Origin of the sequence: Streptomyces sp. NPDC056061, assembly GCF_042266885.1 — a bacterium.
Lineage (GTDB): Bacteria > Actinomycetota > Actinomycetes > Streptomycetales > Streptomycetaceae > Streptomyces.
This window is the reverse complement of sequence record NZ_JBHJWQ010000003.1, coordinates 163,222-188,563: the sequence shown is the minus strand read 5'-3', so window position 1 is coordinate 188,563 and position 25,342 is coordinate 163,222. Positions and strand designations below refer to the sequence as shown.

The 25,342-nt window shown below is 69.6% G+C and carries 23 protein-coding genes and 2 tRNA genes; 20 read left to right on the top strand and 5 right to left on the bottom strand.

Annotated elements, in window-relative coordinates; genetic code table 11:
• Positions 1-1,009: 1,009 nt before the first annotated feature.
• From dnaN to ACFC79_RS06855, 9 genes are all read left to right on the top strand, one after another.
• A complete protein-coding gene (gene dnaN / locus ACFC79_RS06895; RefSeq protein ID WP_376236195.1) occupies positions 1,010-2,140 on the top strand; it encodes a DNA polymerase III subunit beta in 1,131 nt (376 codons plus the stop codon).
• Between the two features lie 200 nt (positions 2,141-2,340).
• Positions 2,341-3,219, top strand: coding sequence for a phosphogluconate dehydrogenase (NAD(+)-dependent, decarboxylating) (gene gnd / locus ACFC79_RS06890; protein WP_376236192.1), 879 nt, complete (start codon positions 2,341-2,343; stop codon positions 3,217-3,219).
• Between the two features lie 78 nt (positions 3,220-3,297).
• Entirely contained in the window at positions 3,298-4,437 is a 1,140-nt protein-coding gene (gene recF / locus ACFC79_RS06885; protein WP_376236190.1) for a DNA replication/repair protein RecF, read from the top strand.
• A complete protein-coding gene (locus ACFC79_RS06880) occupies positions 4,434-5,021 on the top strand; it encodes a DUF721 domain-containing protein (RefSeq protein ID WP_376236187.1) in 588 nt (195 codons plus the stop codon). The genes recF and ACFC79_RS06880 overlap by 4 nt, the downstream gene beginning before the upstream one ends.
• 450 nt (positions 5,022-5,471) lie before the next feature.
• Positions 5,472-7,586, top strand: a complete 2,115-nt coding sequence (gene gyrB / locus ACFC79_RS06875; protein ID WP_376236185.1) for a DNA topoisomerase (ATP-hydrolyzing) subunit B — start codon at positions 5,472-5,474, stop codon at positions 7,584-7,586.
• A 46-nt stretch (positions 7,587-7,632) separates the two neighbouring features.
• A complete protein-coding gene (gene gyrA, locus ACFC79_RS06870) occupies positions 7,633-10,266 on the top strand; it encodes a DNA gyrase subunit A (RefSeq protein ID WP_376236182.1) in 2,634 nt (877 codons plus the stop codon).
• A gap of 93 nt (positions 10,267-10,359) precedes the next feature.
• A complete protein-coding gene (locus tag ACFC79_RS06865) occupies positions 10,360-10,968 on the top strand; it encodes a DUF3566 domain-containing protein (protein ID WP_376236179.1) in 609 nt (202 codons plus the stop codon).
• Between the two features lie 70 nt (positions 10,969-11,038).
• Positions 11,039-11,115: transfer RNA gene (locus tag ACFC79_RS06860), tRNA-Ile, on the top strand.
• 260 nt (positions 11,116-11,375) lie between these two features.
• Complete coding sequence (locus ACFC79_RS06855) at positions 11,376-11,756, top strand: hypothetical protein (protein ID WP_376236176.1); 381 nt, start codon at positions 11,376-11,378, stop codon at positions 11,754-11,756.
• Between the two features lie 123 nt (positions 11,757-11,879).
• Here the strand turns inward: ACFC79_RS06855 and ACFC79_RS06850 are convergent, their stop codons facing one another.
• Positions 11,880-12,269 (bottom strand): DUF6344 domain-containing protein, encoded by a 390-nt coding sequence (locus tag ACFC79_RS06850; RefSeq protein WP_376236174.1) that lies wholly within the window; start codon positions 12,267-12,269, stop codon positions 11,880-11,882.
• Between the two features lie 371 nt (positions 12,270-12,640).
• On the opposite strand from ACFC79_RS06850, the gene ACFC79_RS06845 reads away from it, so the two are divergent.
• On the top strand, positions 12,641-12,775 hold the full coding sequence (locus tag ACFC79_RS06845) for a DLW-39 family protein (protein WP_003958712.1): 135 nt from the start codon (positions 12,641-12,643) through the stop codon (positions 12,773-12,775).
• Positions 12,776-13,190: 415 nt separating this feature from the next.
• Positions 13,191-14,540 carry a hypothetical protein gene (locus ACFC79_RS06840; RefSeq protein ID WP_376236171.1) on the top strand — a complete coding sequence of 450 codons (1,350 nt, stop codon included), beginning with the start codon at positions 13,191-13,193 and terminating at the stop codon, positions 14,538-14,540.
• A 189-nt stretch (positions 14,541-14,729) separates the two neighbouring features.
• Here ACFC79_RS06840 and ACFC79_RS06835 read toward each other — a convergent pair whose 3' ends face one another.
• Together ACFC79_RS06835 and ACFC79_RS06830 are read right to left on the bottom strand one after the other, a co-directional pair.
• Positions 14,730-16,115, bottom strand: coding sequence for a serine/threonine-protein kinase (locus ACFC79_RS06835; protein ID WP_376236169.1), 1,386 nt, complete (start codon positions 16,113-16,115; stop codon positions 14,730-14,732).
• Between the two features lie 162 nt (positions 16,116-16,277).
• Positions 16,278-16,826, bottom strand: coding sequence for a helix-turn-helix domain-containing protein (locus ACFC79_RS06830; RefSeq protein ID WP_376236167.1), 549 nt, complete (start codon positions 16,824-16,826; stop codon positions 16,278-16,280).
• A 173-nt stretch (positions 16,827-16,999) separates the two neighbouring features.
• Here ACFC79_RS06830 and ACFC79_RS06825 point away from each other — a divergent pair.
• Positions 17,000-17,072 (top strand) — tRNA-Ala (locus ACFC79_RS06825).
• 137 nt (positions 17,073-17,209) lie between these two features.
• Here ACFC79_RS06825 and ACFC79_RS06820 read toward each other — a convergent pair.
• A complete protein-coding gene (locus ACFC79_RS06820; protein ID WP_376236165.1) occupies positions 17,210-17,905 on the bottom strand; it encodes a DUF5324 family protein in 696 nt (231 codons plus the stop codon).
• A 300-nt stretch (positions 17,906-18,205) separates the two neighbouring features.
• Here ACFC79_RS06820 and ACFC79_RS06815 point away from each other — a divergent pair, with 300 nt between their 5' ends.
• Positions 18,206-18,733 carry a peptidylprolyl isomerase gene (locus tag ACFC79_RS06815; RefSeq protein WP_376236164.1) on the top strand — a complete coding sequence of 176 codons (528 nt, stop codon included), beginning with the start codon at positions 18,206-18,208 and terminating at the stop codon, positions 18,731-18,733.
• Positions 18,734-18,887: 154 nt separating this feature from the next.
• Positions 18,888-19,778: a rhomboid family intramembrane serine protease gene (locus tag ACFC79_RS06810; protein WP_376236680.1), complete on the top strand. Its 891-nt coding sequence runs from the start codon at positions 18,888-18,890 to the stop codon at positions 19,776-19,778.
• Between the two features lie 495 nt (positions 19,779-20,273).
• On the opposite strand, the gene crgA is transcribed toward ACFC79_RS06810, so the two are convergent.
• Positions 20,274-20,528 carry a cell division protein CrgA gene (gene crgA / locus ACFC79_RS06805; RefSeq protein ID WP_376236161.1) on the bottom strand — a complete coding sequence of 85 codons (255 nt, stop codon included), beginning with the start codon at positions 20,526-20,528 and terminating at the stop codon, positions 20,274-20,276.
• A gap of 140 nt (positions 20,529-20,668) precedes the next feature.
• Here crgA and ACFC79_RS06800 point away from each other — a divergent pair, with 140 nt between their 5' ends.
• From ACFC79_RS06800 to ACFC79_RS06775, 6 genes are read left to right on the top strand one after another with little or no spacing between them, the layout of a single operon-like run.
• On the top strand, positions 20,669-21,436 hold the full coding sequence (locus tag ACFC79_RS06800) for a DUF881 domain-containing protein (protein WP_376236158.1): 768 nt from the start codon (positions 20,669-20,671) through the stop codon (positions 21,434-21,436).
• Between the two features lie 26 nt (positions 21,437-21,462).
• Positions 21,463-22,185: a class E sortase gene (locus ACFC79_RS06795; protein ID WP_376236156.1), complete on the top strand. Its 723-nt coding sequence runs from the start codon at positions 21,463-21,465 to the stop codon at positions 22,183-22,185.
• 56 nt (positions 22,186-22,241) lie between these two features.
• Positions 22,242-22,424: a hypothetical protein gene (locus ACFC79_RS06790; RefSeq protein WP_376236153.1), complete on the top strand. Its 183-nt coding sequence runs from the start codon at positions 22,242-22,244 to the stop codon at positions 22,422-22,424.
• Positions 22,421-23,059 (top strand): aminodeoxychorismate/anthranilate synthase component II, encoded by a 639-nt coding sequence (locus ACFC79_RS06785; RefSeq protein WP_376236151.1) that lies wholly within the window; start codon positions 22,421-22,423, stop codon positions 23,057-23,059. Before ACFC79_RS06790 ends, ACFC79_RS06785 begins: the two co-directional genes overlap by 4 nt.
• A complete protein-coding gene (locus ACFC79_RS06780; protein ID WP_376236149.1) occupies positions 23,056-24,570 on the top strand; it encodes a class E sortase in 1,515 nt (504 codons plus the stop codon). The genes ACFC79_RS06785 and ACFC79_RS06780 overlap by 4 nt, the downstream gene beginning before the upstream one ends.
• 27 nt (positions 24,571-24,597) lie before the next feature.
• On the top strand, positions 24,598-25,326 hold the full coding sequence (locus ACFC79_RS06775; protein ID WP_376236147.1) for a class E sortase: 729 nt from the start codon (positions 24,598-24,600) through the stop codon (positions 25,324-25,326).
• The last annotated feature ends 16 nt before the right edge of the window (positions 25,327-25,342 follow it).

The window sequence follows — 25,342 nt, the reverse complement described above, 5'->3', positions numbered from 1 at the left end:
CTCCGCGTCCACAGCAGGGGCGCCGGTGGAACTTCGACGGGTTCCACCGGCGCCCTTGTGCGTGGCCGCGGTCGGCCGACGACGGCCCGGAACGCGCCGCAGCCCCCAACAACCGCCTCCTGCTCCTGGACGGCCCCGTCGTGGGCTGCCGGACGGCCTTCGGGCGGGCCGATGCCTCCGCCCGCCCCGTCCGGGGACCGTTCCGGGCCCGCCTCCGCCGCTGCGGCACGGCTGCGCTGTTCGAATACCTGCCGTCGGCAGCCTGTTCTCCACAGATCTGGGGAGTTTTCCCCTTCCACAGCCTGGGGATCCGGAAGTTGTCCATACTGCTTCCACAGGCATGGCTCCCGACATGCCATCAGGCCAGGTCATGAGTCTGGGGATTTGTGGCAAACCTTGATCCACAGCCTGTGGAAAAAATCTTCGTCCACAAGACACTGCTGATGTTGTCCACTGGCAACCCACAGCTACGCACGTGTTGTCCCCAGCTGGGCCGGGCTTCTCCACACCGCTGTCCACTGTTCGGCAACGTGACACCACTCTTCACTGCGCCGAGTGAAAGGCGTCACACCAGAAGGGGCGGTTGGGCTGTGGGGAACGTGGGTAAAACTGGGGACAGCCCTGGGGAGAAACCCCCCTGTCCTGTGTATCGGGTGTGCAGAACTTTCATGTGTCCACAGAGACACCAGGTTGTCCACTGCTGTCGCCCACAGGGCCGGTGGACAAAAAATCGGGCCTGAGCTGGGAAAACAGCGTTATCCACGGTTTCCACAGGCCCTACTACTACTGCCACATAGAGTTAGCTCAGGATTCGGTTTGAAGTGGGGGCTGTGCACAACTTGGGCCCGGCGCCGACCGAGCCTCTTGGCACGACTTGACCCCGAGCCGCACCGAGTGTCGGTGCCGTACGTCAGACTGGTCCCCGGCGTCCTCCCGCCGTCATGGGAGGGGACGCAGTCAGAAGACGAAGGCCGGCAGGGCGAGCGAGCAACAGCAGGAGGCGGTTCCGGTGAAGATCCGGGTGGAGCGCGATGTACTCGCGGAGGCGGTGGCCTGGGTGGCCCGCAGCCTCCCGGCCCGTCCGCCGGCGCCCGTTCTCGCGGGCCTTCTGCTGAAGGCGGAGGACGGTGCCCTCAGCTTCTCCAGCTTCGACTACGAGGTCTCGGCGCGGGTCTCGGTGGACGCCGAGGTGGACGAGGACGGCACGGTCCTGGTCTCCGGTCGGCTGCTCGCCGACATCTGCCGCGCGCTTCCCAACCGGCCGGTGGAGATCTCCACCGACGGTGTACGGGCGACCGTGGTCTGCGGCTCCTCGCGGTTCACACTCCACACCCTTCCTGTGGAGGAGTACCCGGCGCTCCCGGAGATGCCGACCGCGACCGGGACCGTCCCCGGTGAGGTCTTCGCCTCCGCCGCCGCCCAGGTGGCCATCGCCGCAGGCCGCGACGACACGCTCCCGGTGCTGACCGGTGTGCGGATCGAGATCGAGGGCGACACCGTCACCCTCGCCTCCACCGACCGTTACCGCTTCGCGGTCCGCGAGTTCCTGTGGAAGCCGGAGAACCCCGACGCCTCCGCCGTGGCCCTGGTCCCCGCCAAGACGCTGCTCGACACCGCCAAGGCCCTGACCAGCGGTGACACGGTCACGCTGGCGCTCTCGGGCTCGGGTGCCGGTGAGGGCCTGATCGGTTTCGAGGGCGCGGGCCGCCGGACCACCACGCGGCTGCTCGAGGGCGATCTGCCGAAGTACCGCACACTGTTCCCCACCGAGTTCAACTCGGTCGCGGTCATCGAGACCGCCCCGTTCGTCGAGGCCGTCAAGCGCGTGGCCCTGGTCGCCGAGCGGAACACCCCGGTGCGGCTCAGCTTCGAGCAGGGCGTGCTGATCCTGGAAGCGGGTTCCAGCGACGACGCACAGGCTGTGGAAAGGGTCGACGCGGTGCTGGAGGGCGACGACATCTCGATCGCCTTCAACCCGACCTTCCTGCTGGACGGCCTGAGCGCGATCGACTCCCCGGTCGCCCAGCTGTCCTTCACGACGTCGACCAAGCCCGCGCTGCTGAGCGGTCGTCCGGCCGTGGACGCCGAGGCCGACGAGGCGTACAAGTACCTGATCATGCCGGTCCGCCTGTCCGGCTGACCCGGGCAGACCGACCCGGCACGGACCGGCCCGGGGCGGCCCGCCGGCCGGTGGACGAAACCGGTTGGCAGACCGCTGCCGGACCGGCCGGGACCGCCGCGGCGGTCACGTTCGTCGACGGGTGTGACCGCGGCTCCGTCCGCCGCCGGGCGTAGGCTCGGTCCCGGGTACGCATCGGCACAACGCTTAAGGATTCTCTGATGGAGCTCGGTCTCGTCGGCCTCGGCAAGATGGGCGGCAACATGCGCGAGCGCATCCGCCGCGCAGGCCACACCGTCATCGGTTACGACCGCAACCCGGACGTCTCCGATGTCCACAGCCTCGAAGAGCTTGTGGGCAAGCTGAAGGGCCCGCGGGTCGTCTGGGTGATGGTGCCGGCCGGTGCCCCGACCCAGGCCACGGTCGACGAGCTGGCCGGGCTCCTCTCCCCCGGCGACATCGTCGTGGACGGCGGGAACTCCCGCTGGACCGACGACGAGAAGCACGCGGTCGAGCTGGGCATCAAGGGCATCGGCTTCGTGGACTGCGGAGTCTCCGGCGGCGTCTGGGGCCTGGAGAACGGCTACGCGCTGATGTACGGCGGTGACGCCGAGCACGTGGCGAAGGTCCAGCCGATCTTCGACGCGCTGAAGCCCGCAGGTGAGTTCGGTTCGGTCCACGCGGGCAAGGTCGGCGCCGGTCACTTCGCGAAGATGGTCCACAACGGCATCGAGTACGCCATGATGCAGGCCTACGCCGAGGGCTGGGAGCTGCTGGAGAAGGTCGACTCCGTCACCGATGTGCGCGAGGTCTTCCGGTCCTGGCAGGAGGGCACGGTCATCCGGTCCTGGCTGCTGGACCTGGCGGTCAACGCGCTGAACGAGGACGAGCACCTCGACGAGCTCCGCGGTTTCGCCGCCGACTCCGGCGAGGGACGCTGGACGGTGGAGGCCGCCATCGACAACGCGGTGCCGCTGCCCGCGATCACGGCGTCGCTCTTCGCGCGTTTCGCCTCGCGCCAGGAGGACTCCCCGCAGATGAAGATGATCGCCGCGCTGCGCAATCAGTTCGGCGGCCACGCGGTCGAGAACAAGAAGTAACGCACCGGGGAGCGGGCCGGGAGACCGGTCCGCCACCGCGGAGCACGGAGCAGGAAGCCGGGAAGGTCGGCGCACACCATGCATGTCACGCATCTCTCGCTGGCCGACTTCCGCTCGTACGCCCGGGTCGAGGTACCTCTCGATCCGGGCGTCACCGCTTTCGTGGGGGCCAACGGCCAGGGCAAGACGAATCTGGTGGAGGCCGTCGGATATCTGGCGACGCTCGGCAGCCACCGGGTCTCCTCCGACGCACCGCTGGTGCGCATGGGCGCGGACCGGGCCGTGATCCGGGCGGCCGTCACCCAGGGCGAACGGTCGCAGCTCGTCGAGCTGGAGCTCAATCCGGGCAAGGCCAACCGCGCAAGGATCAACAGATCGTCGCAGGTCAGACCGCGTGACGTGCTGGGGATCGTGCGCACGGTGCTGTTCGCGCCGGAGGATCTGGCGCTGGTGAAGGGCGATCCGGGGGAGCGCCGACGGTTCCTCGACGAGCTGATCACGGCGCGTTCGCCGAGGATGGCGGGCGTGCGGTCCGACTACGAGCGGGTGCTGAAGCAGCGCAACACCCTGCTGAAGTCGGCGGCGATGGCGCGTCGGCACGGCGGTCGGTCGATGGATCTGTCCACGCTCGACGTATGGGACCAGCATCTGGCCCGGGTGGGCGCGGAGCTGCTGGCGCAACGGCTGGACCTGCTCACGACCTTGCAGCCGCTGGCCGACAAGGCGTACGGGGACGTCGCGCCGGGCGGTGGGCCGGTGACGTTGGAGTACCGCGGTTCGGCGGGTGCGGCGGTCGGTGCCGCCGGTTCGGCGGGGACGCGCGAGGAGCTGTACGAGCAGGTGATCGCGGCTCTGGCGGAGGTCCGCAAGCAGGAGATCGAACGGGGCGTGACGCTGGTCGGGCCGCACCGGGACGAGCTGCTGCTGGGACTGCGCGGGATGCCGGCCAAGGGGTACGCGAGTCACGGCGAGTCCTGGTCGTACGCCTTGGCGCTGCGGCTCGCCTCGTACGAGTTGCTGCGCGGCGAGGGCAACGAGCCGGTGCTGGTGCTGGACGACGTCTTCGCCGAGCTGGACGCCCGCCGACGCGAGCGGCTGGCGGAACTTGTCGCTCCGGCCGAGCAGGTCCTGGTGACGGCCGCGGTGGACGACGACGTGCCCGGTGTGCTGGCGGGCACGAGGTTCGCGGTGTCCGCGGGTGAGGTGGAGCGGCTGTGAGCGGACGGGACGAGGCGGCCGCGACTCCCGGTGCCGGACGGACATCCGCGGACCGGCCGTCGGGTGCGGGGCAGCCGGAGCCGACGGGTGTCGATCTGGCGCGGGTGGCGTTGCGCGCGGCGAAGGAGCAGGCCCGGGCGCGTGGTGCCGCGGCGCAGCAGAAGAAGCAGGCGAGGCGGGGCGGGGGGCTGCGTTCCGGGGCGCGGGCCGACGGGCGGGATCCGTTGCCGCTGGGCGCCGCGATCCATCGTCTGATCGCCGAGCGCGGCTGGGAGACGCCTGCCGCGGTGGGCGGGGTGATGGGGCGCTGGCCGCAGATCGTGGGTGACGATCTGGCCAATCACTGTGTGCCGTTGCGGTACGACGAGGACCCGGACGAGCGGGTGCTGACGGTGCAGTGCGACTCGACGGCGTGGGCGACGCAGCTGCGGTTGCTGGCGCCTCAGCTGGTGGCCCGGCTCAACGCGGATCTGGGGGCGGGCACGGTGCGGATGATCAAGGTGCTGGGGCCGGGTGGTCCGCAGCGCAGGTTCGGTCCGCTGCGGGCGCCCGGAAGTACGGGCTCCGGTGACACCTACGGCTGATGCCGGGGCGGTCGATGCCTTCAGCTGACACGTGCCGACCTGGAGTTTTCCCGGTTCTCGGGTGAAGCGGGGCGATTTTTCGGCAGGCGGCGGGCGGAGTTCCGGGCCGGTGCGCGGTGCTGCGGGGCGTGCCGGGGAGCGACCCCGTCCACCTGTGTCGAACGGGTGCGCAGTGGTCGAAACCGTGAAGCGGAAGGGGAGCGTCCCTCACGGTAGCGGGAGGTTGACAGCCCGAAGCGCACAATGCCGGTGTGGGGCTCTTGAGGGGCCTTCCTGAATATGGGGAGTCGTCAGCCGCTTATTCAGGGCGGCACATGCGTACTCAGGTGCCCGCAAACCCCCATGAGTGTCTGCGCTACCGGTAGACTGGTGCACAATCCCGCATCTCGCGGGAGTCGTCGATTACAAGCCGAACGACGCAGCCGTTCCGGACTGTCCGGAGGACGGCCTGTGCTGTGCCAGAAAGGGCGCTTCGTGGCCGAATCCGGCAACCCCAACGAGAACATTCCGTCCACCTCGGGTGAGGGCGGCGACGCCGCCGTCCCGGCCGGGGCGCCCACCTCCGGCGAGACCGTCGCCCCGGCCGAGGCATCGGCCTCGTACGACGCCAGTGCGATCACCGTCCTGGAGGGCCTGGACGCGGTCCGTAAGCGACCTGGCATGTACATCGGTTCGACCGGTGAGCGCGGCCTGCACCACCTCGTGTACGAGGTCGTCGACAACTCGGTCGACGAGGCCCTGGCCGGGCACGCGGACACCATCGACGTCACGGTCCTCGCCGACGGCGGCGTCCGCGTGATCGACAACGGCCGCGGCATCCCGGTCGACATCGTCCCGTCGGAGAAGAAGCCGGCGGTCGAGGTCGTGCTGACGGTGCTGCACGCCGGCGGCAAGTTCGGCGGCGGCGGCTACGCGGTCTCCGGCGGTCTGCACGGTGTCGGCGTCTCCGTGGTGAACGCCCTGTCGTCGCGGGTCTCCGTGGAGGTCAAGCGGGACGGTTACCGCTGGACCCAGGACTACAAGCTCGGCGTCCCCACCGCGCCGCTGGCCCGCAACGAGGCCACCGACGAGTCCGGCACCTCGGTCACCTTCTGGGCCGACGGGGACATCTTCGAGACCACCGATTACTCCTTCGAGACCCTGTCGCGCCGCTTCCAGGAGATGGCGTTCCTCAACAAGGGCCTCACGATCAGGCTCACCGACGAGCGCGAGTCGGCGAAGGCCACCAGCGGCGCCGACGAGGCGGGGGCGGACGAGAAGGCCGAGGTCAAGTCGGTCACGTACCACTACGAGGGCGGCATCGTCGACTTCGTGAAGTACCTCAACTCCCGCAAGGGCGACGTCATTCACCAGTCGGTGATCGACATCGAGGCCGAGGACAAGGAGCGCATGCTCTCGGCCGAGATCGCGATGCAGTGGAACACGCAGTACAGCGAGGGCGTCTACTCCTTCGCGAACACGATCCACACGCATGAGGGCGGTACGCACGAGGAGGGCTTCCGTGCGGCGCTGACGACGCTGGTCAACAAGTACGCGCGGGACAAGAAGCTGCTCCGCGAGAAGGACGACAACCTCACGGGCGACGACATCCGCGAGGGCCTGACGGCGATCATCTCGGTGAAGCTGGGCGAGCCGCAGTTCGAGGGCCAGACCAAGACCAAGCTGGGCAACACGGAGGCGAAGACCTTCGTCCAGAAGGTGGTCCACGAGCACCTCACGGACTGGTTCGACCGCAACCCGAACGAGGCCGCCGACATCGTCCGCAAGGGCATCGCGGCGGCCACCGCCCGTGTCGCGGCCCGCAAGGCGCGCGACCTGACCCGCCGCAAGGGGCTGCTGGAGAGTGCCTCGCTGCCGGGCAAGCTCAGCGACTGCCAGTCCAACGACCCGACGAAGTGCGAGATCTTCATCGTCGAGGGCGACTCCGCCGGTGGTTCGGCGAAGTCCGGCCGCAACCCGATGTACCAGGCGATCCTGCCGATCCGCGGCAAGATCCTGAACGTCGAGAAGGCCCGGGTCGACAAGATCCTCCAGAACACCGAGGTCCAGGCACTGATCTCGGCCTTCGGCACCGGGGTCCACGAGGACTTCGACATCGAGAAGCTCCGCTACCACAAGATCATTCTGATGGCGGACGCCGACGTCGACGGCCAGCACATCAACACCCTGCTGCTGACGTTCCTCTTCCGCTTCATGCGTCCGCTGGTCGAGGCCGGGCACGTCTTCCTCTCGCGTCCGCCGCTCTACAAGATCAAGTGGGGCCGGGACGACTTCGAGTACGCGTACTCGGACCGTGAGCGCGACGCCCTGGTCGAGCTGGGCAAGCAGAACGGGAAGCGGATCAAGGAGGACTCGATCCAGCGCTTCAAGGGTCTCGGCGAGATGAACGCCGAGGAGCTGCGCGTCACCACGATGGACGTCGACCACCGGGTCCTCGGCCAGGTCACGCTCGACGACGCGGCGCAGGCCGACGACCTCTTCTCGGTGCTCATGGGCGAGGACGTCGAGGCACGGCGCTCGTTCATCCAGCGCAACGCCAAGGACGTCCGCTTCCTCGACATCTGAGTCGGCCGCACCAGCCAGCCGCCGCTCGAAAGGACTTTGACCAGCAATGGCCGACGAGAACACCCCTGCCCCCGTGACACCCGAAGAGGAGCCCGCCACCGCCGGTGTGGGCATGCGTGTCGAGCCCGTCGGGCTCGAGACGGAGATGCAGCGCTCCTACCTCGACTACGCGATGTCCGTGATCGTCTCGCGTGCGCTGCCGGACGTGCGGGACGGCCTCAAGCCCGTCCACCGCCGGGTGCTGTACGCGATGTACGACGGCGGCTACCGGCCCGAGAAGGGCTTCTACAAGTGCGCCCGCGTCGTCGGTGACGTCATGGGCACGTACCACCCGCACGGCGACTCCTCGATCTACGACGCCCTGGTCCGCCTGGCGCAGCCGTGGTCGATGCGGATGCCGCTGGTGGACTCCAACGGCAACTTCGGTTCCCCGGGCAACGACCCGGCCGCCGCCATGCGGTACACCGAGTGCAAGATGATGCCGCTGTCCATGGAGATGGTCCGGGACATCGACGAGGAGACCGTCGACTTCCAGGACAACTACGACGGCCGCAACCAGGAGCCGACGGTCCTGCCGGCGCGCTTCCCGAACCTGCTGGTCAACGGTTCCGCGGGGATCGCGGTCGGCATGGCGACCAACATCCCGCCGCACAACCTGCGCGAGGTCGCGGACGGCGCGCAGTGGTATCTGGAGCACCCGGAGGCCTCGCAGGAGGAGCTCCTGGAGGCGCTGATCGAGCGCATCAAGGGCCCGGACTTCCCGACCGGCGCCCTGGTCGTGGGCCGCAAGGGCATCGAGGAGGCGTACCGCACCGGCCGCGGTTCGATCACGATGCGCGCGGTCGTCGCCGTCGAGGAGATCCAGAACCGCCAGTGCCTGGTGGTCACGGAGCTTCCGTACCAGACCAACCCCGACAACCTGGCGCAGAAGATCGCCGACCTGGTGAAGGACGGCAAGATCGGCGGCATCGCCGACGTCCGCGACGAGACCTCCTCGCGCACCGGCCAGCGGCTCGTCGTCGTGCTGAAGCGGGACGCGGTCGCCAAGGTTGTGCTGAACAACCTGTACAAGCACACCGATCTCCAGTCCAACTTCGGTGCCAACATGCTGGCGCTGGTCGACGGCGTGCCGCGCACCCTGTCGATCGACGCGTTCATCCGCCACTGGGTGACGCACCAGATCGAGGTCATCGTCCGGCGCACCCGCTTCCGGCTGCGCAAAGCCGAGGAGCGGGCGCACATCCTGCGCGGCCTGCTCAAGGCCCTGGACGCGATCGACGAGGTCATCGCCCTCATCCGCAGCAGCCAGACGGTCGACGTGGCGCGCGAGGGCCTGATGGGCCTGCTGGAGATCGACGAGATCCAGGCGAACGCGATCCTGGAGATGCAGCTGCGCCGGCTCGCCGCGCTGGAGCACCAGAAGATCACCGCCGAGCACGACGAGCTCCAGGCGAAGATCAACGAGTACAACGCGATCCTGGTGTCGCCGGAGCGGCAGCGGAAGATCGTCAGCGAGGAACTGGCGGCGATCGTCGAGAAGTTCGGCGACGACCGGCGTTCCAAGCTGGTGCCCTTCGAGGGCGACATGTCCATCGAGGACCTGATCGCCGAGGAGGACATCGTCGTCACGATCACGCGCGGCGGCTATGTGAAGCGCACGAAGACGGACGACTACCGCTCGCAGAAGCGCGGCGGCAAGGGCGTGCGCGGGACGAAGCTCAAGGAAGACGACATCGTCGACCACTTCTTCGTCTCGACGACGCACCACTGGCTGCTGTTCTTCACCAACAAGGGCCGGGTGTACCGGGCGAAGGCGTACGAGCTGCCGGACGCCGGACGGGACGCGCGCGGTCAGCACGTCGCCAACCTGCTCGCCTTCCAGCCGGACGAGCGGATCGCTCAGATCCTGGCGGTCCGCGACTACGAGGCCGCGCCGTACCTGATCCTGGCCACGAAGGGCGGCCTGGTGAAGAAGACCGCGCTGAAGGACTACGACTCGCCCCGTTCCGGCGGCGTCATCGCCATCAACCTGCGTGAGACGGCGGACGGTTCGGACGACGAGTTGATCGGCGCGGAGCTGGTGTCGGCCGAGGACGACCTGCTGCTCATCAGCAAGAAGGCCCAGTCGATCAGGTTCACCGCGACGGACGAGGCGCTGCGGCCGATGGGCCGTGCCACCTCGGGCGTCAAGGGCATGAGCTTCCGCGAGGACGACGAACTGCTCTCGATGAATGTGGTCCGGCCCGGTACGTTCGTGTTCACCGCCACCGACGGCGGGTACGCCAAGCGGACGGCCGTCGACGAGTACCGCGTCCAGGGTCGTGGCGGCCTCGGCATCAAGGCTGCGAAGATCGTGGAGGACCGGGGTTCGCTGGTCGGCGCGCTGGTGGTGGAGGAATCGGACGAGATTCTCGCCATCACGCTCGGCGGCGGTGTGATTCGTACGCGAGTCAATGAAGTCAGGGAGACGGGCCGTGACACCATGGGCGTCCAACTGATCAATCTGGGCAAGCGCGATGCCGTCGTCGGTATCGCACGCAACGCCGAAGCCGGCCATGAGGCCGAAGAGGTCGAGGGGTCCGAGGAGGACGCCGCGGCTGCGACGGCGGAGGCTGCCGAGAGCACGGTCGACGCCAATGTCGAAGGCACGTCGCCTTCGGCCGGGGAGCACGAGGAGTAGAGCGTGAGTGGAGCCACGGGCGCCGGTTCGGCCGCTTCCGGAGCTGGAGCGCACGGTGCCCGTGGCCCCGCCACGGACTCCCAAGGGGGCACAGTGACGGACACCCGGGGGCCTCAGCCCCAGTACGAGGGTTACGCGACCGGGCCGTTGCCCGGTGAGCGCGAGCCCGCACCGGGGAAGGCGAGCGGGCCGTACCACCCGCCGCAGGCGTACCCCTCGCCCGCGGGCGGGACCGAGGGCGGCCGATCGCACGGCACGCAGGGTGGTGCACAGGGCGCCGGAGCCGCGCAGGCGGCCCGGTTGCCGCGTACGGGCGCGCGGACGACCCCGCGTACCCGCAAGGCGCGTCTGCGGGTGGCGAAGGCCGACCCGTGGTCGGTGATGAAGGTGAGCTTCCTGCTCTCGATCGCCCTCGGCATCTGCACCGTGGTGGCGTCCGCGGTGCTGTGGATGGTGATGGACGCGATGGGCGTCTTCGAGACGGTGGGCGGCACGATAAGCGAGGCCACCGGCTCGAACGACAACAACGGCTTCGATCTGGAGTCGTTCCTGTCGCTGCCGAGGGTCCTCATCTTCACGTCGGTCATCGCCGCGATCGACGTGGTGCTCGCGACCGCGCTCGCGACGCTGGGTTCGTTCATCTACAACATCTCGGCGGGTTTCGTGGGCGGCGTCGAGCTCACGCTCGCCGAGGACGAGTAGGTCGCGCGGTATCGATTTTGGGACTGGCCCCGACGTGCGCTAATCTTCAGAGGTCAGCGCGCAGCGCGGCGGGGCTATAGCTCAGTTGGTTAGAGCGCATCCCTGATAAGGATGAGGCCACAGGTTCAAATCCTGTTAGCCCCACCAGCACGAAGGCCCCCACTGGAAACGGTGGGGGCCTTCGGCGTTTTCGGGGGCGGTGGGGTCCTCGATCGTTCGTGCCGTGGCCGCTGACGTCCGATTGCCATGCGCGCGGCAGGCCGCCGCGCGTCCGGCGCGCACATGGTCCGGAGCCGGACCGATCCCGGACCGATCCCGGGGCGATCCCGGGGCGGGACGCAGGATGCGTGCGGTGGGGTGGGCCGCGATGTCAAGCGCTGCGTGCGGCCCTGGAACAGGGCAAGTTCGTGGAGTACCACGAGGTGCTGTACGCCAATCAGCCCGACGAGGAGGCCGACGGCTGCACCGACGACTTCCTGCTGAAGATCGCCGAGCAGGTGGAGGGGCTGCGCGGTCCGGAGTTCGACGCGGCGGTCAGGACCATGAAGTACCGCTCCTTCGGTACCGCTTCCCAGAAGGCGTACGAGCGGGCCGGCGGCGAGGAGGAGCCAGAGGGCCCCGGCACGCCCACCGCGGTCATCAACGGCAAACGGATCCCGGTGGAGCACACCGAGTTCCTGATGGACCGCCGGGGATTCGGCGGCGTGTTCAAGCTGATACACGGCACTCCCGCGGGATGGGACACCGTGCAGCTGGGAGAACCCACGACCGGGATCGTCAGCCGGTAGGGGCCGTCCCGCGATCCCGGCAGGCGCACGCTGTCCGAGGTGCGCGGCCGCTCCCCGGCGCACGAAGAAGCCCCCGTCCGGTGCGAACCGGCCCGGGGGCTCTGGGTGTCAGCCGTGCCGCTCTCAGGGCGGGAGGAGGGACGCGTCTCCGGCCGGGGCCCGGTGGAGGGTGTGGGCGGAGCCGCCGGTGTTCGCGGCGTTCGAGGCATGCGCGGTGTTCAGGGGCACGTGCCGGGTGGCCGGCGAGGAGCCGTGCGCCTCCGCGTGGATGCGCTGCTTCATCGTGGGCGGCAGTGCTCTGTCCCGCGGAAGGGTCCACCGCACGGACGGGGCGCTCGCGGTTGCGGAGGTCGTGGTGGCCGGGGCCGTCTGCTCCTGGTTCGTGGTGGCCGGCTCCATGGCGCTCTGCTCCGTGGCCGCCGCCGGGGTGCTCATGAATCCCAGGGCGGCGAGGAGGGCGAAGAAGGCGGTGACGAAGGCGGTCCAGATGTTCTTGGCCTTGGAGCTGCTCATGGCCCCTCGCTTTCGGGTGGTCCGGTTTGCTTACCTTTCCGATGATGTGGAAGCGCCCCGAGATTTCGTGGACCGACGCCTCGAATTCGGCGATCTTCAGATGAACACCACTCGTATGGTTCAACCGGTCTTGACGGGCCCGTGCGGGGCGATCGAGGGCGATGTGTCCCCTGGGGCCGGGTCGTCGCCCGGAGCGCCTCACAGGGCCGTTCCCGGGGTGATTCCCGAAAGCCGTGTCCGGGGCGGTACCGCGGGTGATCGCTATTCCTGTGGCCCCAGTTGGGTTGCCGGTAGGTCACCGATCGATATCGGCCGGTGTGTATAGTCGGGCGGCAGAAGTCCCCTACGTCAAGGAAAGACGAGGTCGCGCGGTGAAGAAGCTTCTCCTGGTCGCACTGGCCGCCATCGGCGGGCTCCTCGTGTACCGCCAGATCCAGGCGGATCGCGCCGAGCAGGATCTGTGGACGGAGGCGACTGACTCCGTGCCCGCAGGTTCGGGTGTGTGAGACAGAACAGTCTGATTGCGAGCCCCGGTCGTCGAGCGACCGGGGCTTCGTGCTGTTGCGGGGCGGTGGCGCGTGTGCTCGGTTCGATTCGGGTGGACCGGTCGGGGCGGGCAGGGGCACGGCGGCCGGGGGCTCCGGTCGGCCCCGGGGACGTTCCGGTTGGTGCTCCGTCGGGAGGCAAGTCCGGCGTCCCGTCGGCGTCCCGTGCCCCGTCGGTGGGAAAGTGCCATGTCCCGTCGGTGGGAAAGCGAAGAACCGGGGCAATCCGGTCGGCGTCCGGGACAGCGGTGGCGCGGTCGGGGCAGGATGGACCGGCATCGTGGCCGCCGCCCGGCGGACGCCGTGCCGGTGACGCGGGGCCGCGGCCGTGCGCCGGTGTCGCGGGCGGGCCGCAGGGACGACGAGGGGGTAGCGCGTGATGAGGCAGCGCAACAGTGGCTGGGTGACGCTGGCCGCGGTCGTGGCGATGTGCGCGGTGGCGGCGCTGCCGGGGCAGGCGCATGCGGCCGGGGAGGACACCGCGTACGCCTTCGATCCCGGGGCGAAGAAGGTCGACGGCGCGGAGGTCAGCACCGAGGCGCCGCCGCTCACGCCCGGGTCCGTCTACCGGAGCTCGATCGGGCGGGGCGAGAAGCTCTACTACCGCCTGAACCTCGACGCGGGCACCAACGCCTACGTGTCGGCGGTCGTCGTGCCCGAGGGCGGCGGCAAGGTCGCCTACGGGGACGGCATCACGGTCAGCATCCGTGACAGCACGGACCGGCAGTGCAGTTCCGAGAGCGCCCGGTTCCAGTCGGCGGAATTCCCGCGTCCGATCGCCGCGTACGCCCACCGCATCGTCGAGAAGGACAGCAGTTCCTGCCAGGAGGCCGGAACGTACAACGTTCTGATCGAGCGGGAGAGCAAGGCGACGTCGTCGCCCGGGGCATGGGGCCTGGAACTGCGCTACGCCGCGGAGCCCCGGACGAAGCCGGGCGGCGCGATGCCGACCGAGGCGCCGGAGAACTGGCCGTCGGAGTCGCCCGCGCCGCCGACGGCCGAACCGCGAAAGCGGTCGGGCGGCACCAGCTACCACGACGCCGCCGGTCTGGAGACCGGTGAGTGGCACGACGACATCGCCCCGGGCCAGACCCGTTTCTACCGGATTCCGGTGGACTGGGGGCAGCAGATCTTCGCGAGCGCGGACCTGGGGAACAGCAACGCCTCCACCGAGTACATCAGCGGCGCGCTCACGATGTCCCTGGACAATCCGGCGCTCGGCCACGTCGACAGCGCCTCCCCGCTCTCGTACTCGGGCAAGCCCACGTCCGTGTCGTTGGACCCGCTGCCCCCGGTGGCGTACGAGAACCGGTACGACTCCTCAGGCCGCGTCGGCGCCATGAGGTTCGCCGGCTGGTACTACCTGTCGGTGTCGCTCAGCCCCGAGATCGCGAAGGCGTACGGCGACAAGGCGATTCCGCTCAGCCTCAAGGTCACGGTGAAGGGGACGGCGGAGAAGTCGCCGTACGAGGGGAACGCCGGGCTCTTCTCCGTCACCCAGAACGACAAGGACATGGCGAGCAGCGGCAGGAGCGCCTCCGAGGCGGCCCGGAGCAGCACCATGAAGACGGTCGGTGTGGCCGGGATCAGCGCGGGTGCCGTGCTGGTGATCGGGCTCGGGGTGTGGACGCTGCTGGCACGGCGCCGTGCCGCGGCGGTTCCGGCCGGTGGGCCCACGGTTGGGGACGGCCGGGCGCCGTACGGAGGGCCGCCGCAGAGCTGGTAGGCCGGGTCGGCGGACGGCGCACCCTTGCGGGGGCCGAAGCCCCGCCGTGCGGGTACGGGCGCCCCGATACGACCGCGCGGGCCGGGCCCATCGCCCCCTGTCTGTGTACGGACGGGGCTTACGGGCGGGGCTTCTGCGTATGGGCGGGGCTTCGGGTCTCTTCCGGGTCTCTTCCGGGTCAGCTCTGGGTCAGCTCTGGGTCAGGGCCCAGATGCCCACGGCGAAGCAGATCAGCGCCACCACCAGGATCGCGGCCGCCATCTTCGGGGGCGGTCCCGGACGGCTCCGCGGCGCCACTGCCGGAACCGCGGCCGGGACGGGCTCCGGCCCCGCCGCCCCGGGGCCGGAGAACTGCGGCTGCCCGGCGGTGTACGCGCGAGTGAGGGCCGGGTCGCGCGGTACCGCGGACGTGGGGAGCTGCGAGAGGTCCGGGGCGGGTGCGACCGGCGGGAAGGGGGCGTCCGTGTGCGAGGGGTGAGGTGCGGGCGGAGCGACCGCGTGCTCCTGCCGGGGCGGCGTCGCGGGCTGCCGAGGCGGCGGCGGAAGATGGAAACTGCCGGTCTCCGACATCGAGACCGGGGGCTGTGGCTGAGGCTGGGGCGACGGAGTGGAGTGCTGCGTCGAGGGGCCTTCGTCCGTACGCCCCTGGTCCGGCTGTCCGGGCCGGGCGGCGTCCTGTTCGGCCGGCGACGCCGCCGACGGGCCTTCGGGGCCGAACCCGGCCGGCAGCGGGCCGATCTGGTCGAAGACCTCCACCGGCTCGTCGTCGCCGCCGGACTCCGGCAGCATCTCGACCGCGGCGGACAGCGCCTTGCGCGCCCCCGTCGCCGTACGGAACCTGGCCTGCGGGTCCGGTTGCAGCAGACCGGCGAGGACCTGCCACAGCGGCTCGGGAATGCCCTCCGGGGCGCCGGGGGTGCCGTGCAGGGCGAAGTACTCGACGAGGGCCTGGGAGTCCGGCTTCTTCCCCTGGAGCAGATACAGCGCGACGAGGCCGACCGCGAACAGGTCCGCGGGGAAGTCGGGTTCCGCGCCCATCATCTGCTCGGGCGCGAAATAACCCGGCGTGCCCACCACGTAGTTGGTCTCGGTGAGACGCGGCTCGCCCTTCCGCATGGAGATCCCGAAGTCGGACAGCCGCAGATGCGGTCGTCCGGTGCCGGTGGCCTCCAGCAGGATGTTGGCGGGCTTGATGTCCCGGTGGACCACACCCTCCGCGTGCACCGTGGAGAGCCCGGACAGCAACTGGTCGAGCAGCACGCAGACGAAGCGCGGCGGCAACGGGCCGTAGTCGCCGATGAGATGGGCGAGCGAGCCGCCGCTCACCAGGTCCATGGTGAACAGGACCTTGTCGTCGTCCGCGGCCCAACTGGCAGGGGCGAGCACGTGCGGATGCTCGATCCGCAGCGCCTGCTCGCGGACGAAGCGCAGCAGGGTGTGGGCGTCGCTCTGCTGGAGGACCTTGGCCGCCACATAGCGGCGTCGTCGGTGGTCCCAGGCGCGCCAGACGGCGCCGACCCCACCACGTCCGATCGGATCGATCAGTTCGTACCGACCGGCGAAGACCTCACCCATGGTGTTGCGCCCGCTCCCCGTTCCTGGTCTCGGCTCGTTCCCGGTTTCGGCTCGTTCCCGGTTTCGGCTCGTGCCCGGCTTCCGCGGGGCGGTGCCCCGGGAACTGCCGGACCGCCCCCGGCCGTGCGGTTCCCCGTTCCCGGGGATCCCGCTACGGCGTCGTCAGTTCTGGTGTCCTTCGTAGTGCGCCACCGCGTCCGCGGTGCGCCCCGCGCCGTACACCTTGAGGAACTCTGCCAGTTCCGGATGGGTCGGGGCGAGGGAGTCCGCGGCATCGATGATGTCGCCGGCGGCCGCGACCGACCTCAGCAGCGACTGGATCTCGCGGACCACGCGCCGGACGGTGGGGGCGCCGCCGGTGTGGGTGGTCTGGCTGGTAGCGGTGAGGACGGAGCCGCCCTGGGACTTCTTGATCTCCTCCATGCGGTTGGTGGCCTCGCCCGCGCTGACACTGCCGTCGGCCACCTGACCGGACAGCTCCTGCAGTGCCTGGACGCGCTGGACGACCGCGGGATTGCCGATCTTCGCCCGCTGGCCGCTCATCAGCTGGGAGAGCATGGGGGCAGACAGCCCGAGGACTGCGGCGAGCCGGGCCTGGTTCAGGCCGAGATCATCGATCAGTCGACGGAACAGCGCTCCGAGGGGCTCTCCGTACCAACTGCGCTGAAGTTCCCTGGCTCTTGCCGTAGCCTCTTGCTGCGCTGCATCCATGGCGTCTCCCCTTCGCTGCCGCTTCGCTGCTGCGAACCTCGTCGTGCATCTTACGGAGAGTGGTCGCCGACCGGGAGTCCCCATCTTTTTTGCAGGATTTCCGGGAGTACCCGGTACTCTGGTTCCCGGCGGTGGCCGAGGCGCTGAAACGTCCGGTGTTGTCCGCCCTTTTAGGGGCCTTAGCTCAGTTGGTAGAGCGCTGCCTTTGCAAGGCAGATGTCAGGAGTTCGAATCTCCTAGGCTCCACAACGGACGAAGCGGGCTCCGGAGGATCTCAGGATCCTCCGGAGCCCGCTTCGTCGTACGGGGCGGGGTGTGCGTGCGCGGACGGCTCGGACGCGGGTGGCTCGGTCGCGCCGGTGCGGTCGGTGCTCCCCAGGTCGTCAGCGGTTCTCCCCGTCCTCCTCGTTCGGCGGGGTCCTGGGCTCGGTGTCCGGGGCGGGCGAGGACGGGCCGGAGCCGTCGACCGAGGACAGCGGGGTGTGCTCGGAGACCTCCGTGGGGGCGGACGGTTCGACCAGCCAGTCCGGATTGGCCTGCTTGTCCCACCACCTCCAGGCGGCGTAGGCGGCGCCCGCCACGACGCCGGCCACGAGGAAGCCCTTGCACAGCCGCCCGGCCCTCGCCCGCCGCTCGTGCTTCCTGGCCAACTGCCTGATCTCCGCCGCGGTGACCTGACCGCGCAGAGCGGCCAGCGCCGCGGCGCTGCGGGCCGATGCCTCCTCGGCCACGGGCTGGGCCACGGCCATCGCGTGTTCCACGCGCGGAACGGTGTACTCCGCCGCAGTACGGGCGGCCCGGCGGGTCTGGTGTGCGGTGCGCCGGGCGGCCTCGTCGATCCTGAGCGGTACATGGGCCCGGGCGAGTTCGATGCGCGGCGCGACGTGTGCTCCGTACTGGACACGGGCCTGATGGGCTGCCTTCGACACCTTCGGCGCCAGCCGTGTGCGGGCCTCGTACGCGAGGTGCGCGGCCTGGACCCTGGCGGTGTCGGCGTAGGGCGCCACCACGTCCGCGGCGTGCTGCACGCTGTCCTTGGCCGAGTCGGTTGCGGCACGCACGCTGTCGATGCGGGTCACGGGATCCTCCTCCTTGGTGGCGGGTGGTTGGTCCGCCTTTCCACCCACTGAGAGATCATGCCTGCCGGAGACGGGTCCGGCATGTGGGGCGGGCATACGGGTCATCCGGACAGCGGGGTGATGCGCGCGGTCGGCGGAACGGCAGTGCCGGGTGGCACCCGCGGCCGGGCGGTTGTCGGGCAACGAGGTGAGCCCGGCGTGTACGGAGCGGCAGCCGCGCGCCACCCGGCGCGGGCCGTGCGAGGATCGATGGACGTCACTGAAGACTTGACGTCATCGAGGACTTACGGAAGGCAGATCGTGGCTGAGCAGCTTTACGCCACCTTGAAGACCAACCAGGGCGACATCGAGATCCGGCTCCTGCCGAACCACGCGCCCAAGACGGTCAAGAACTTCGTCGAACTCGCCAACGGCGAGCGCGAGTGGACGCACCCCGAGACCGGCAAGAAGTCCACGGACAGGCTGTACGACGGCACGGTCTTCCACCGCGTCATCAGCGGTTTCATGATCCAGGGCGGTGACCCGCTGGGCAACGGCACCGGTGGCCCGGGGTACGAGTTCGGTGACGAGTTCCACCCCGACCTCGGCTTCAACAAGCCCTACCTGCTGGCCATGGCCAATGCCGGCCCGGGCACCAACGGCTCGCAGTTCTTCGTGACCGTCGCGCCGACCGCCTGGCTGACCGGCAAGCACACCATCTTCGGCGAGGTCGTCGACCCCGCCAGCCAGAAGGTCGTGGACGCCATCGCGTCCACCCAGACCAACCCCCGCACCGACCGTCCGCTGAAGGACGTCGTGATCGAGTCGGTCGTCGTCGAGACGCGCTGATCACCGATGGTCAATGGATGATCACGTTCTGATCGTCCTTTCGGGAACCAACCGCCCTGCCCGTCCGTACTTGTTACATAGCGGACGAGCAGGGCTGCGTTGTGCGTGCTGCCGCCACGACGAGGACCGAAGGGACCGGAAAGCCATGGGACCGATGGACCAGCAGCCGCCGGGAGATCACGCCACGGACGGTGCGACCGGCTGCTACCGCCATCCCGACCGCGGTACGCACATCCACTGCACGCGCTGCGACCGCCCGATCTGCCCCGACTGCATGGTCAGTGCCTCGGTCGGTTTCCAGTGCCCGGACTGCGTCCGCCGGGCGACGGGCACGGGGCACGACCCGGCCGCCGGCCGGCCGCGCACCGTCGCGGGCGGCACCATCACGGCCGATCCCCGGCTCGTCACCAAGATCCTTCTGGGGATCAACGTCGCCGTGTACATCGCCGTCCTGGCGAAGGGCAACGAGCTGGTCAACGAGCTGCTGCTGCTCGGCCGCGCCACCACCCACTACGGCGGCCCGCTGGAGGGCGTCGCCGAGGGGCAGTGGTACCGCCTGGTGACGTCGATGTTCCTGCACCAGGAGATGTGGCACATCCTCTTCAACATGCTGGGGCTCTGGTGGCTCGGCGGCCCGCTGGAGGCGGCGCTCGGCCGCGCCCGCTACCTCACGCTCTACCTGCTCTCCGGCCTCGCGGGCGGTGCTCTCACCTACTGGCTCTCCGCGCCGGTGCAGGGATCGCTCGGTGCCTCCGGGGCGATCTTCGGCCTGCTCGGCGCCACCGCCGTGCTGATGCGCAGGCTCAACTACGACATGCGCCCGGTCTTCGTGCTGCTCGCCGTGAACCTGGTCATCACCTTCAATCCGTGGGGCGGCATCGCCTGGCAGGCGCACGTCGGGGGTCTGATCGCGGGCACGCTGATCGCGATCGGCATGGTGCACGCGCCACGTGAGCGCCGTGCGCTGGTGCAGTACGGCACCTGCGCCCTGGTCCTGCTCGCCGTCGTCGCCGTCGTCGTGGCCAGAACGGCCGCGCTGACCTGACCCGCCCGGTGATGTGTCCGGGGCACGCCCCGGTGACGTGTCCGGTGTGGTGTCCGTGATGCGCCCGCCGACGCGCCCGCCGACGCGTCCGCCGACGCGTCCGGTGACGCGGCGCGGGACGACGCGTCGGGCGCGCGCGGGAAGTGCGGTGCGCGTTCGGCAGCGGGTTCAGTTCCGGCAGCGGGTTCAGTTGTCCACAGCATGTACCGGATCTTGTGCGTTCTGTGGGAACAACTGAGCCCCTTGTCGCTGAGCTGGGTTTTTCCAGGAGGGACAAGGGGCGTTCCCTCTGGCGAGGAGGGGGGATGTAGTCACATCGGCGTCAACCGACAGTGAGTTATCCACAGATCTTCTGACCTTTTCCCCTGGCTGTGGATAACGCTGTGGGTAACTAGGGGCAAGGGTTGCGGAACCCGGGCGCGCTGTGGGATGGGCGCACCGCCCACCGGGCCCGCCACGGGCCTGGCCCGGTGGGGGATCAGACCCCTGGCGCGACTACTTCCACTGGGTGGAGACGCCGAAGCCACCGGCGATGAAGCCGAAGCCGACGACGATGTTCCAGTTCTCCAGCGACTTGATCGGCAGATCGCCGTCGGTCACGTAGAAAACGACGATCCAGGCCAGACCGATCAGGAAGAGCGCCAGCATCACCGGCGCCACCCAGCTGCGGTTGGTCAGCTTTATGTTGGTCGTCTGCTTCGCCGGAGGGGGCGTGAAGTCGGCCTTCTTGCGGATACGTGACTTCGGCACGAGGAACTCTCCTGTCGATGCGCTGCGTGACCGCGCAGGTACTGTGGCTGGCGCCGGGGCAAGGCGCGAGGGGGAATGCTGCCTCCCCCGGGCGTCCGTTAGCGTAGTGCTTCCGTGGCGCCGAAGGAGATAAGGGTACGTTGAGCAATTCTGCCGACTCCTCCTCAGGACCGGGCCGACGCCTCTTCCGGCACCCGGCCCGGGTGCTCACCGCTGCGGTCTTCGCGCTCGCCGGACTGATCTTCGTCACCAGCGCCAACACCGCCAAGGGCACCAACCTCCGTACGGATTCCTCGCTGCTGAAGCTCTCCGACCTCATCCAGCAGCGCAGCGGCAAGAACGCCGACATGGAGGGGACCAACGCCGCCGCGCGCAAGGACGTCGACGCCCTCGTCCGGCGCGACGACGGCAGCACCGAGGCGGAGAACGCCCGGCTCAAGGCACTGGAGCAGGCCGCGGGCACCGCGAAGCTCTCCGGCCGTGCGGTCTCCGTCACCCTCGACGACGCCCCGCCGGACGCCACCGCCAACCCCGGCTACCCCGACCCGCAGCCCAACGACCTGGTCATCCACCAGCAGGATCTCCAGGCCGTCGTCAACGCCCTCTGGCAGGGCGGTGCCCGCGGCATCCAGGTCATGGACCAGCGGCTGATCTCCACCAGCGCCGTCCGCTGCGTCGGCAACACCCTGATCCTCCAGGGCCGGGTCTACTCACCGCCGTACAAGATCACCGCGGTCGGTGACCCGGCCGGTCTCAAGCAGGCGCTCGACGACTCCCCGGCGATCAGCAACTACCTCCTCTACGTGAAGGCGTACGGGCTCGGCTGGAAAGTCGACCAGCACCGGGCGGTGACTCTTCCCGGGTACTCCGGCACAGTGGAGCTCCACCAGGCGGAGCCGGTGAAGTAGCGAACAGCTGTGGGGAGGCCCACGAGGTGTCGGTGCGACTGATCGTGCGGACGTTCAGCGAACTGTGCATCACCGTCGGTGCCCTGATCGTGCTCTTCGTGGTGTACGTGCTGTTCTGGACCGGGGTGAGGGCCACCGACGAGGCCGCGGGTCAGCTCGACACCCTGCGCGGCCGGTGGGCGCGCGGAACGGCCGCCCCTGCACCGCCGGTGCCCTCCGCGTCCGCCGCGCCGTCCGCGCACCCGTCACCGGCGCCGCCGCCCGCCCCGACGGCGTACCGGGACGGCAAGCCCTTCGCGATGCTGTACATCCCTCGCTTCGGCAAGGACTGGGAGTGGCCCGTCCTGGAGAACACCGAGGTCAGGACCTTGCAGAAGGGAATCGGTCACTACGCGGGGACCGCCCGCCTCGGCGCACGGGGCAACTTCGCCCTGGCCGGCCACCGCCGCACCTACGGAGACCCGTTCAAGGACTTCCCGAAACTCCGTCCGGGTGACGAGGTGCTGCTCACGGACGGGACGACATGGTTCACGTACCGGATCGACAGGAAGCCCTACCGGACGGTGCCGACCGACGTCGGGGTCATCGACCCCGTGCCCCGCAAGTCCGGTTTCGACGGGCCGGGCCGCTATCTGACGCTGACCACCTGCGAGCCCGAATGGGGCAGCAGCCACCGGCTGATCGCCTGGGCGCACCTCGATGCGACCCGGCCGGTGACCGACGGTGAGCGGGCAGCTTTCCACAGCTGACCCACGTCCCTGCCTTGGCCCTTTAGTCTGGTCCCGTACCGAATGGAGGGGACTGCATGTACGGCTGGATCTGGCGGCATCTGCCGGGCAACGCGTGGGTGCGTGCGCTCATCTCGCTCGTGCTGGTGCTGGCCGTCGTCTACGCGCTTTTCCAGTACGTCTTCCCATGGGCCGAACCACTGCTCCCGTTCGGAGACGTGACGGTCGACGGCGCGAGCGGATCGGGGGCCGGACGATGAGTGCCCGCATTCTCGTCGTGGACAACTACGACAGCTTTGTCTTCAACCTCGTCCAGTACCTCTACCAGCTCGGTGCCGAATGCGAGGTGCTGCGGAACGACGAGGTGACCACGGCGCACGCCCAGGACGGCTTCGACGGGGTCCTGCTGTCCCCCGGCCCCGGCACCCCCGAGCAGGCGGGCGTCTGTGTCGAGATGGTCCGCCACTGCGCGGCGACGGGTGTCCCGGTCTTCGGGGTCTGCCTCGGCATGCAGTCGATGGTGGTGGCGTACGGCGGGGTGGTGGGCCGTGCCCCCGAGCTGCTGCACGGCAAGACCTCACTGGTCACTCATGAGGGCACCGGCGTCTTCACCGGCCTGCCGTCCCCCTTCACCGCCACCCGATACCACTCGCTCGCCGCCGAGCCGGACACGGTCCCGGCGGAGCTGGAGGTGACGGCCCGTACCGCCGACGGCATCATCATGGGGCTGCGCCACCGCGAACTGCCGGTGGAGGGTGTCCAGTTCCATCCGGAATCGGTGCTGACCGAGCACGGTCACCTGATGCTGGCCAACTGGCTGGTGCGGTGTGGAGACAGCGGGGCCGTCGCGAGGTCGGCCGGACTCGCACCGGTGGTGGGCAAGGCCGTCGCGTGACCGGGCTCCGTCCCGGGCCCGACGCCGGAGGGGACGGCCCCCACGAGCGGAACGGGTACGGGGCCGCGGGCCCGGACGAGGCGACGGGCGCGTTCGAAGCAGCTGTCGACCGGCTGGCGGATCCGCTGAACGATCCGCTCCCGGGGCGGCACGCCTCGCCGTGGTTCCGCGCGGACAACCTGCCCCCGGACGGCCCGGGAACGGGGCACGGACGGGGACGGGGACAGCACCGGGCCCCGGACAGCCCGGACGGGCGGACGCGGGAACCGGGGCCGCAGGCGCCGCCGGGAGCGCACGGCCGCCAGGAGGCCCCGCAGGAGTGGTACGACCCCGAGGGGTTCGAACGGGACTGGTACGGGCCGCGGAGCCCCGTGCCGACGCCCGACGGCCGGCCTGCCGCCCCGCCCGCCCCCGCCCCGGTCGCCCCGGTCGCCCCGGAGAACGAGGTCGCCGTACCGGGCACGGCTCTCCCCGGCCGTCCGGATTTCCCCGGCCGTCCGGACGAGGACGGTGCGCCGACGCGGCTGTTGGACCCGATCTCCGTCTCCACCCCTGCCCCGGGGCCGGAAGCGGTGTTCGCACGCCACCGGGCTGCGGGTGTCGACGACGGCCCCGCCGAGCCCGGTACGGCTGCGGACACGCATGCGCGTACCGGCCCGGAGCGGCCGGAAGCCGAGCCGGGACCGACCACCGGCGGTCGCGCCGAGCGTCGGCGCGCGGCGAAGGGGCGGGGCCGTCGGAGGGGCGAACCGCGGCCGGGGCCCGCGCACCCCACGTCCGCGGCGCCGGGGAAGCCGATGTCGCGTGTCGAGGCCCGGCGTGCGGCACGCGCGGCCAAGGACAGCCCGGCCGTGGTCGCGAGCCGCGTCGTCGGAGAGCTGTTCATCACGCTCGGCGTGCTGATGCTGCTGTTCGTCACGTATCAGCTGTGGTGGACGAACGTGCGCGCCGATCTGTACGCCGGCAAGGAGGCGCACAAGATCCAGGACAACTGGGCGAAGGGCGACCGCAATCCCGGCACGTTCGAAGCGGGTCAGGGCTTCGCGATCATCCACATCCCCAAACTGGATGTGGTCGCTCCGATCGCCGAGGGCATCAGCAAGGAGAAGGTCCTCGACCGGGGCATGGTCGGGCACTACAGCGAGGGCACGCTGCGCACCGCGATGCCGTCCGCCGCGCAGGGCAACTTCGCGCTGGCCGGCCACCGCAACACACACGGTGAACCCTTCCGGTACATCAACCGGCTGAACCCCGGCGACCCGATCGTGGTCGAGACGCAGGACGCGTACTACACGTACGAGATGACGAAGATCCTTCCGCAGACCACACCGTCGAACGTCTCGGTCATCGGTCCCGTGCCGCCCGAATCGGGGTTCACCGAACCCGGGCGGTACATCACGCTGACGACCTGTACACCGGAATTCACGAGTACGTACCGTTTGATCGTCTGGGGCAAGATGGTCGACGAACGACCGCGCAGCAAGGGGAAGCCCGACGCGCTCGTCGGCTGAGGCATCATCACGACAGGGACGGGTGCGGTGACATCGAGGACCGAGCACGAACAGCCGACCGGCGAGTCCGCGCCCCCGCGGCGCAGTGGCGGCCGGCATCCCGTCGCCGCCGTCGTCAGCGTCTTCGGTGAACTCCTGATCACCGCGGGCCTGGTCCTGGGCCTCTTCGTCGCGTACTCCCTGTGGTGGACGAACGTGCTCGCCGATCGTGAGGCGACGAAGCAGGGCCACACCGTCCGCGACCGCTGGGCGGGCGGGCCGGGTGCGCTGGACACCAAGGACGGCATCGGCTTTTTGCACGTTCCGTCGATGAAGAACGGCGAAGTGCTGGTCAAGAAGGGCACCGACACCGACAACCTGAACGACGGCATCGCGGGTTACTACACGGAACCGGTGAAGTCGGCCCTGCCGTGGGACGAGAAGGGCAATTTCACCCTTGCCGCGCACCGCGACGGCCACGGCGCCAAGTTCCACAACATCGACAAGATGAGGACGGGCGACGCGATCGTCTTCGAGACCAAGGACACCTGGTACGTCTACAAGGTCTTCAAGGAACTCCCCGAGACGTCGAAGTACGACGTGGACGTGTTGCAGCCGGTGCCGAAGGGATCGGGCGCGAAGAAGCCGGGCCGGTACATCACGCTGACGACCTGCACCCCGGTCTACACGTCCAAGTACCGCTACATCGTGTGGGGCGAGCTGGTGCGTACGGAAAAGGTGGACGGCGACCGTACGAAGCCGGCGGAGCTGCGCTGAGGCGACTTTGCGGCCC

Bases quoted from the DNA above. Each gene is read 5' to 3' on its own strand.
- gnd (WP_376236192.1), top strand. From the start codon at position 2,341: ATGGAGCTCGGTCTCGTCGGCCTCGGCAAGATGGGCGGCAACATGCGC.
- recF (WP_376236190.1), top strand. From the start codon at position 3,298: ATGCATGTCACGCATCTCTCGCTGGCCGACTTCCGCTCGTACGCCCGG.
- gyrA (WP_376236182.1), top strand. From the start codon at position 7,633: ATGGCCGACGAGAACACCCCTGCCCCCGTGACACCCGAAGAGGAGCCC.
- ACFC79_RS06850 (WP_376236174.1), bottom strand. From the start codon at position 12,269: ATGAGCAGCTCCAAGGCCAAGAACATCTGGACCGCCTTCGTCACCGCC.
- ACFC79_RS06835 (WP_376236169.1), bottom strand. From the start codon at position 16,115: ATGGGTGAGGTCTTCGCCGGTCGGTACGAACTGATCGATCCGATCGGA.
- ACFC79_RS06830 (WP_376236167.1), bottom strand. From the start codon at position 16,826: ATGGATGCAGCGCAGCAAGAGGCTACGGCAAGAGCCAGGGAACTTCAG.
- ACFC79_RS06810 (WP_376236680.1), top strand. From the start codon at position 18,888: ATGGACCAGCAGCCGCCGGGAGATCACGCCACGGACGGTGCGACCGGC.
- ACFC79_RS06790 (WP_376236153.1), top strand. From the start codon at position 22,242: ATGTACGGCTGGATCTGGCGGCATCTGCCGGGCAACGCGTGGGTGCGT.
- ACFC79_RS06785 (WP_376236151.1), top strand. From the start codon at position 22,421: ATGAGTGCCCGCATTCTCGTCGTGGACAACTACGACAGCTTTGTCTTC.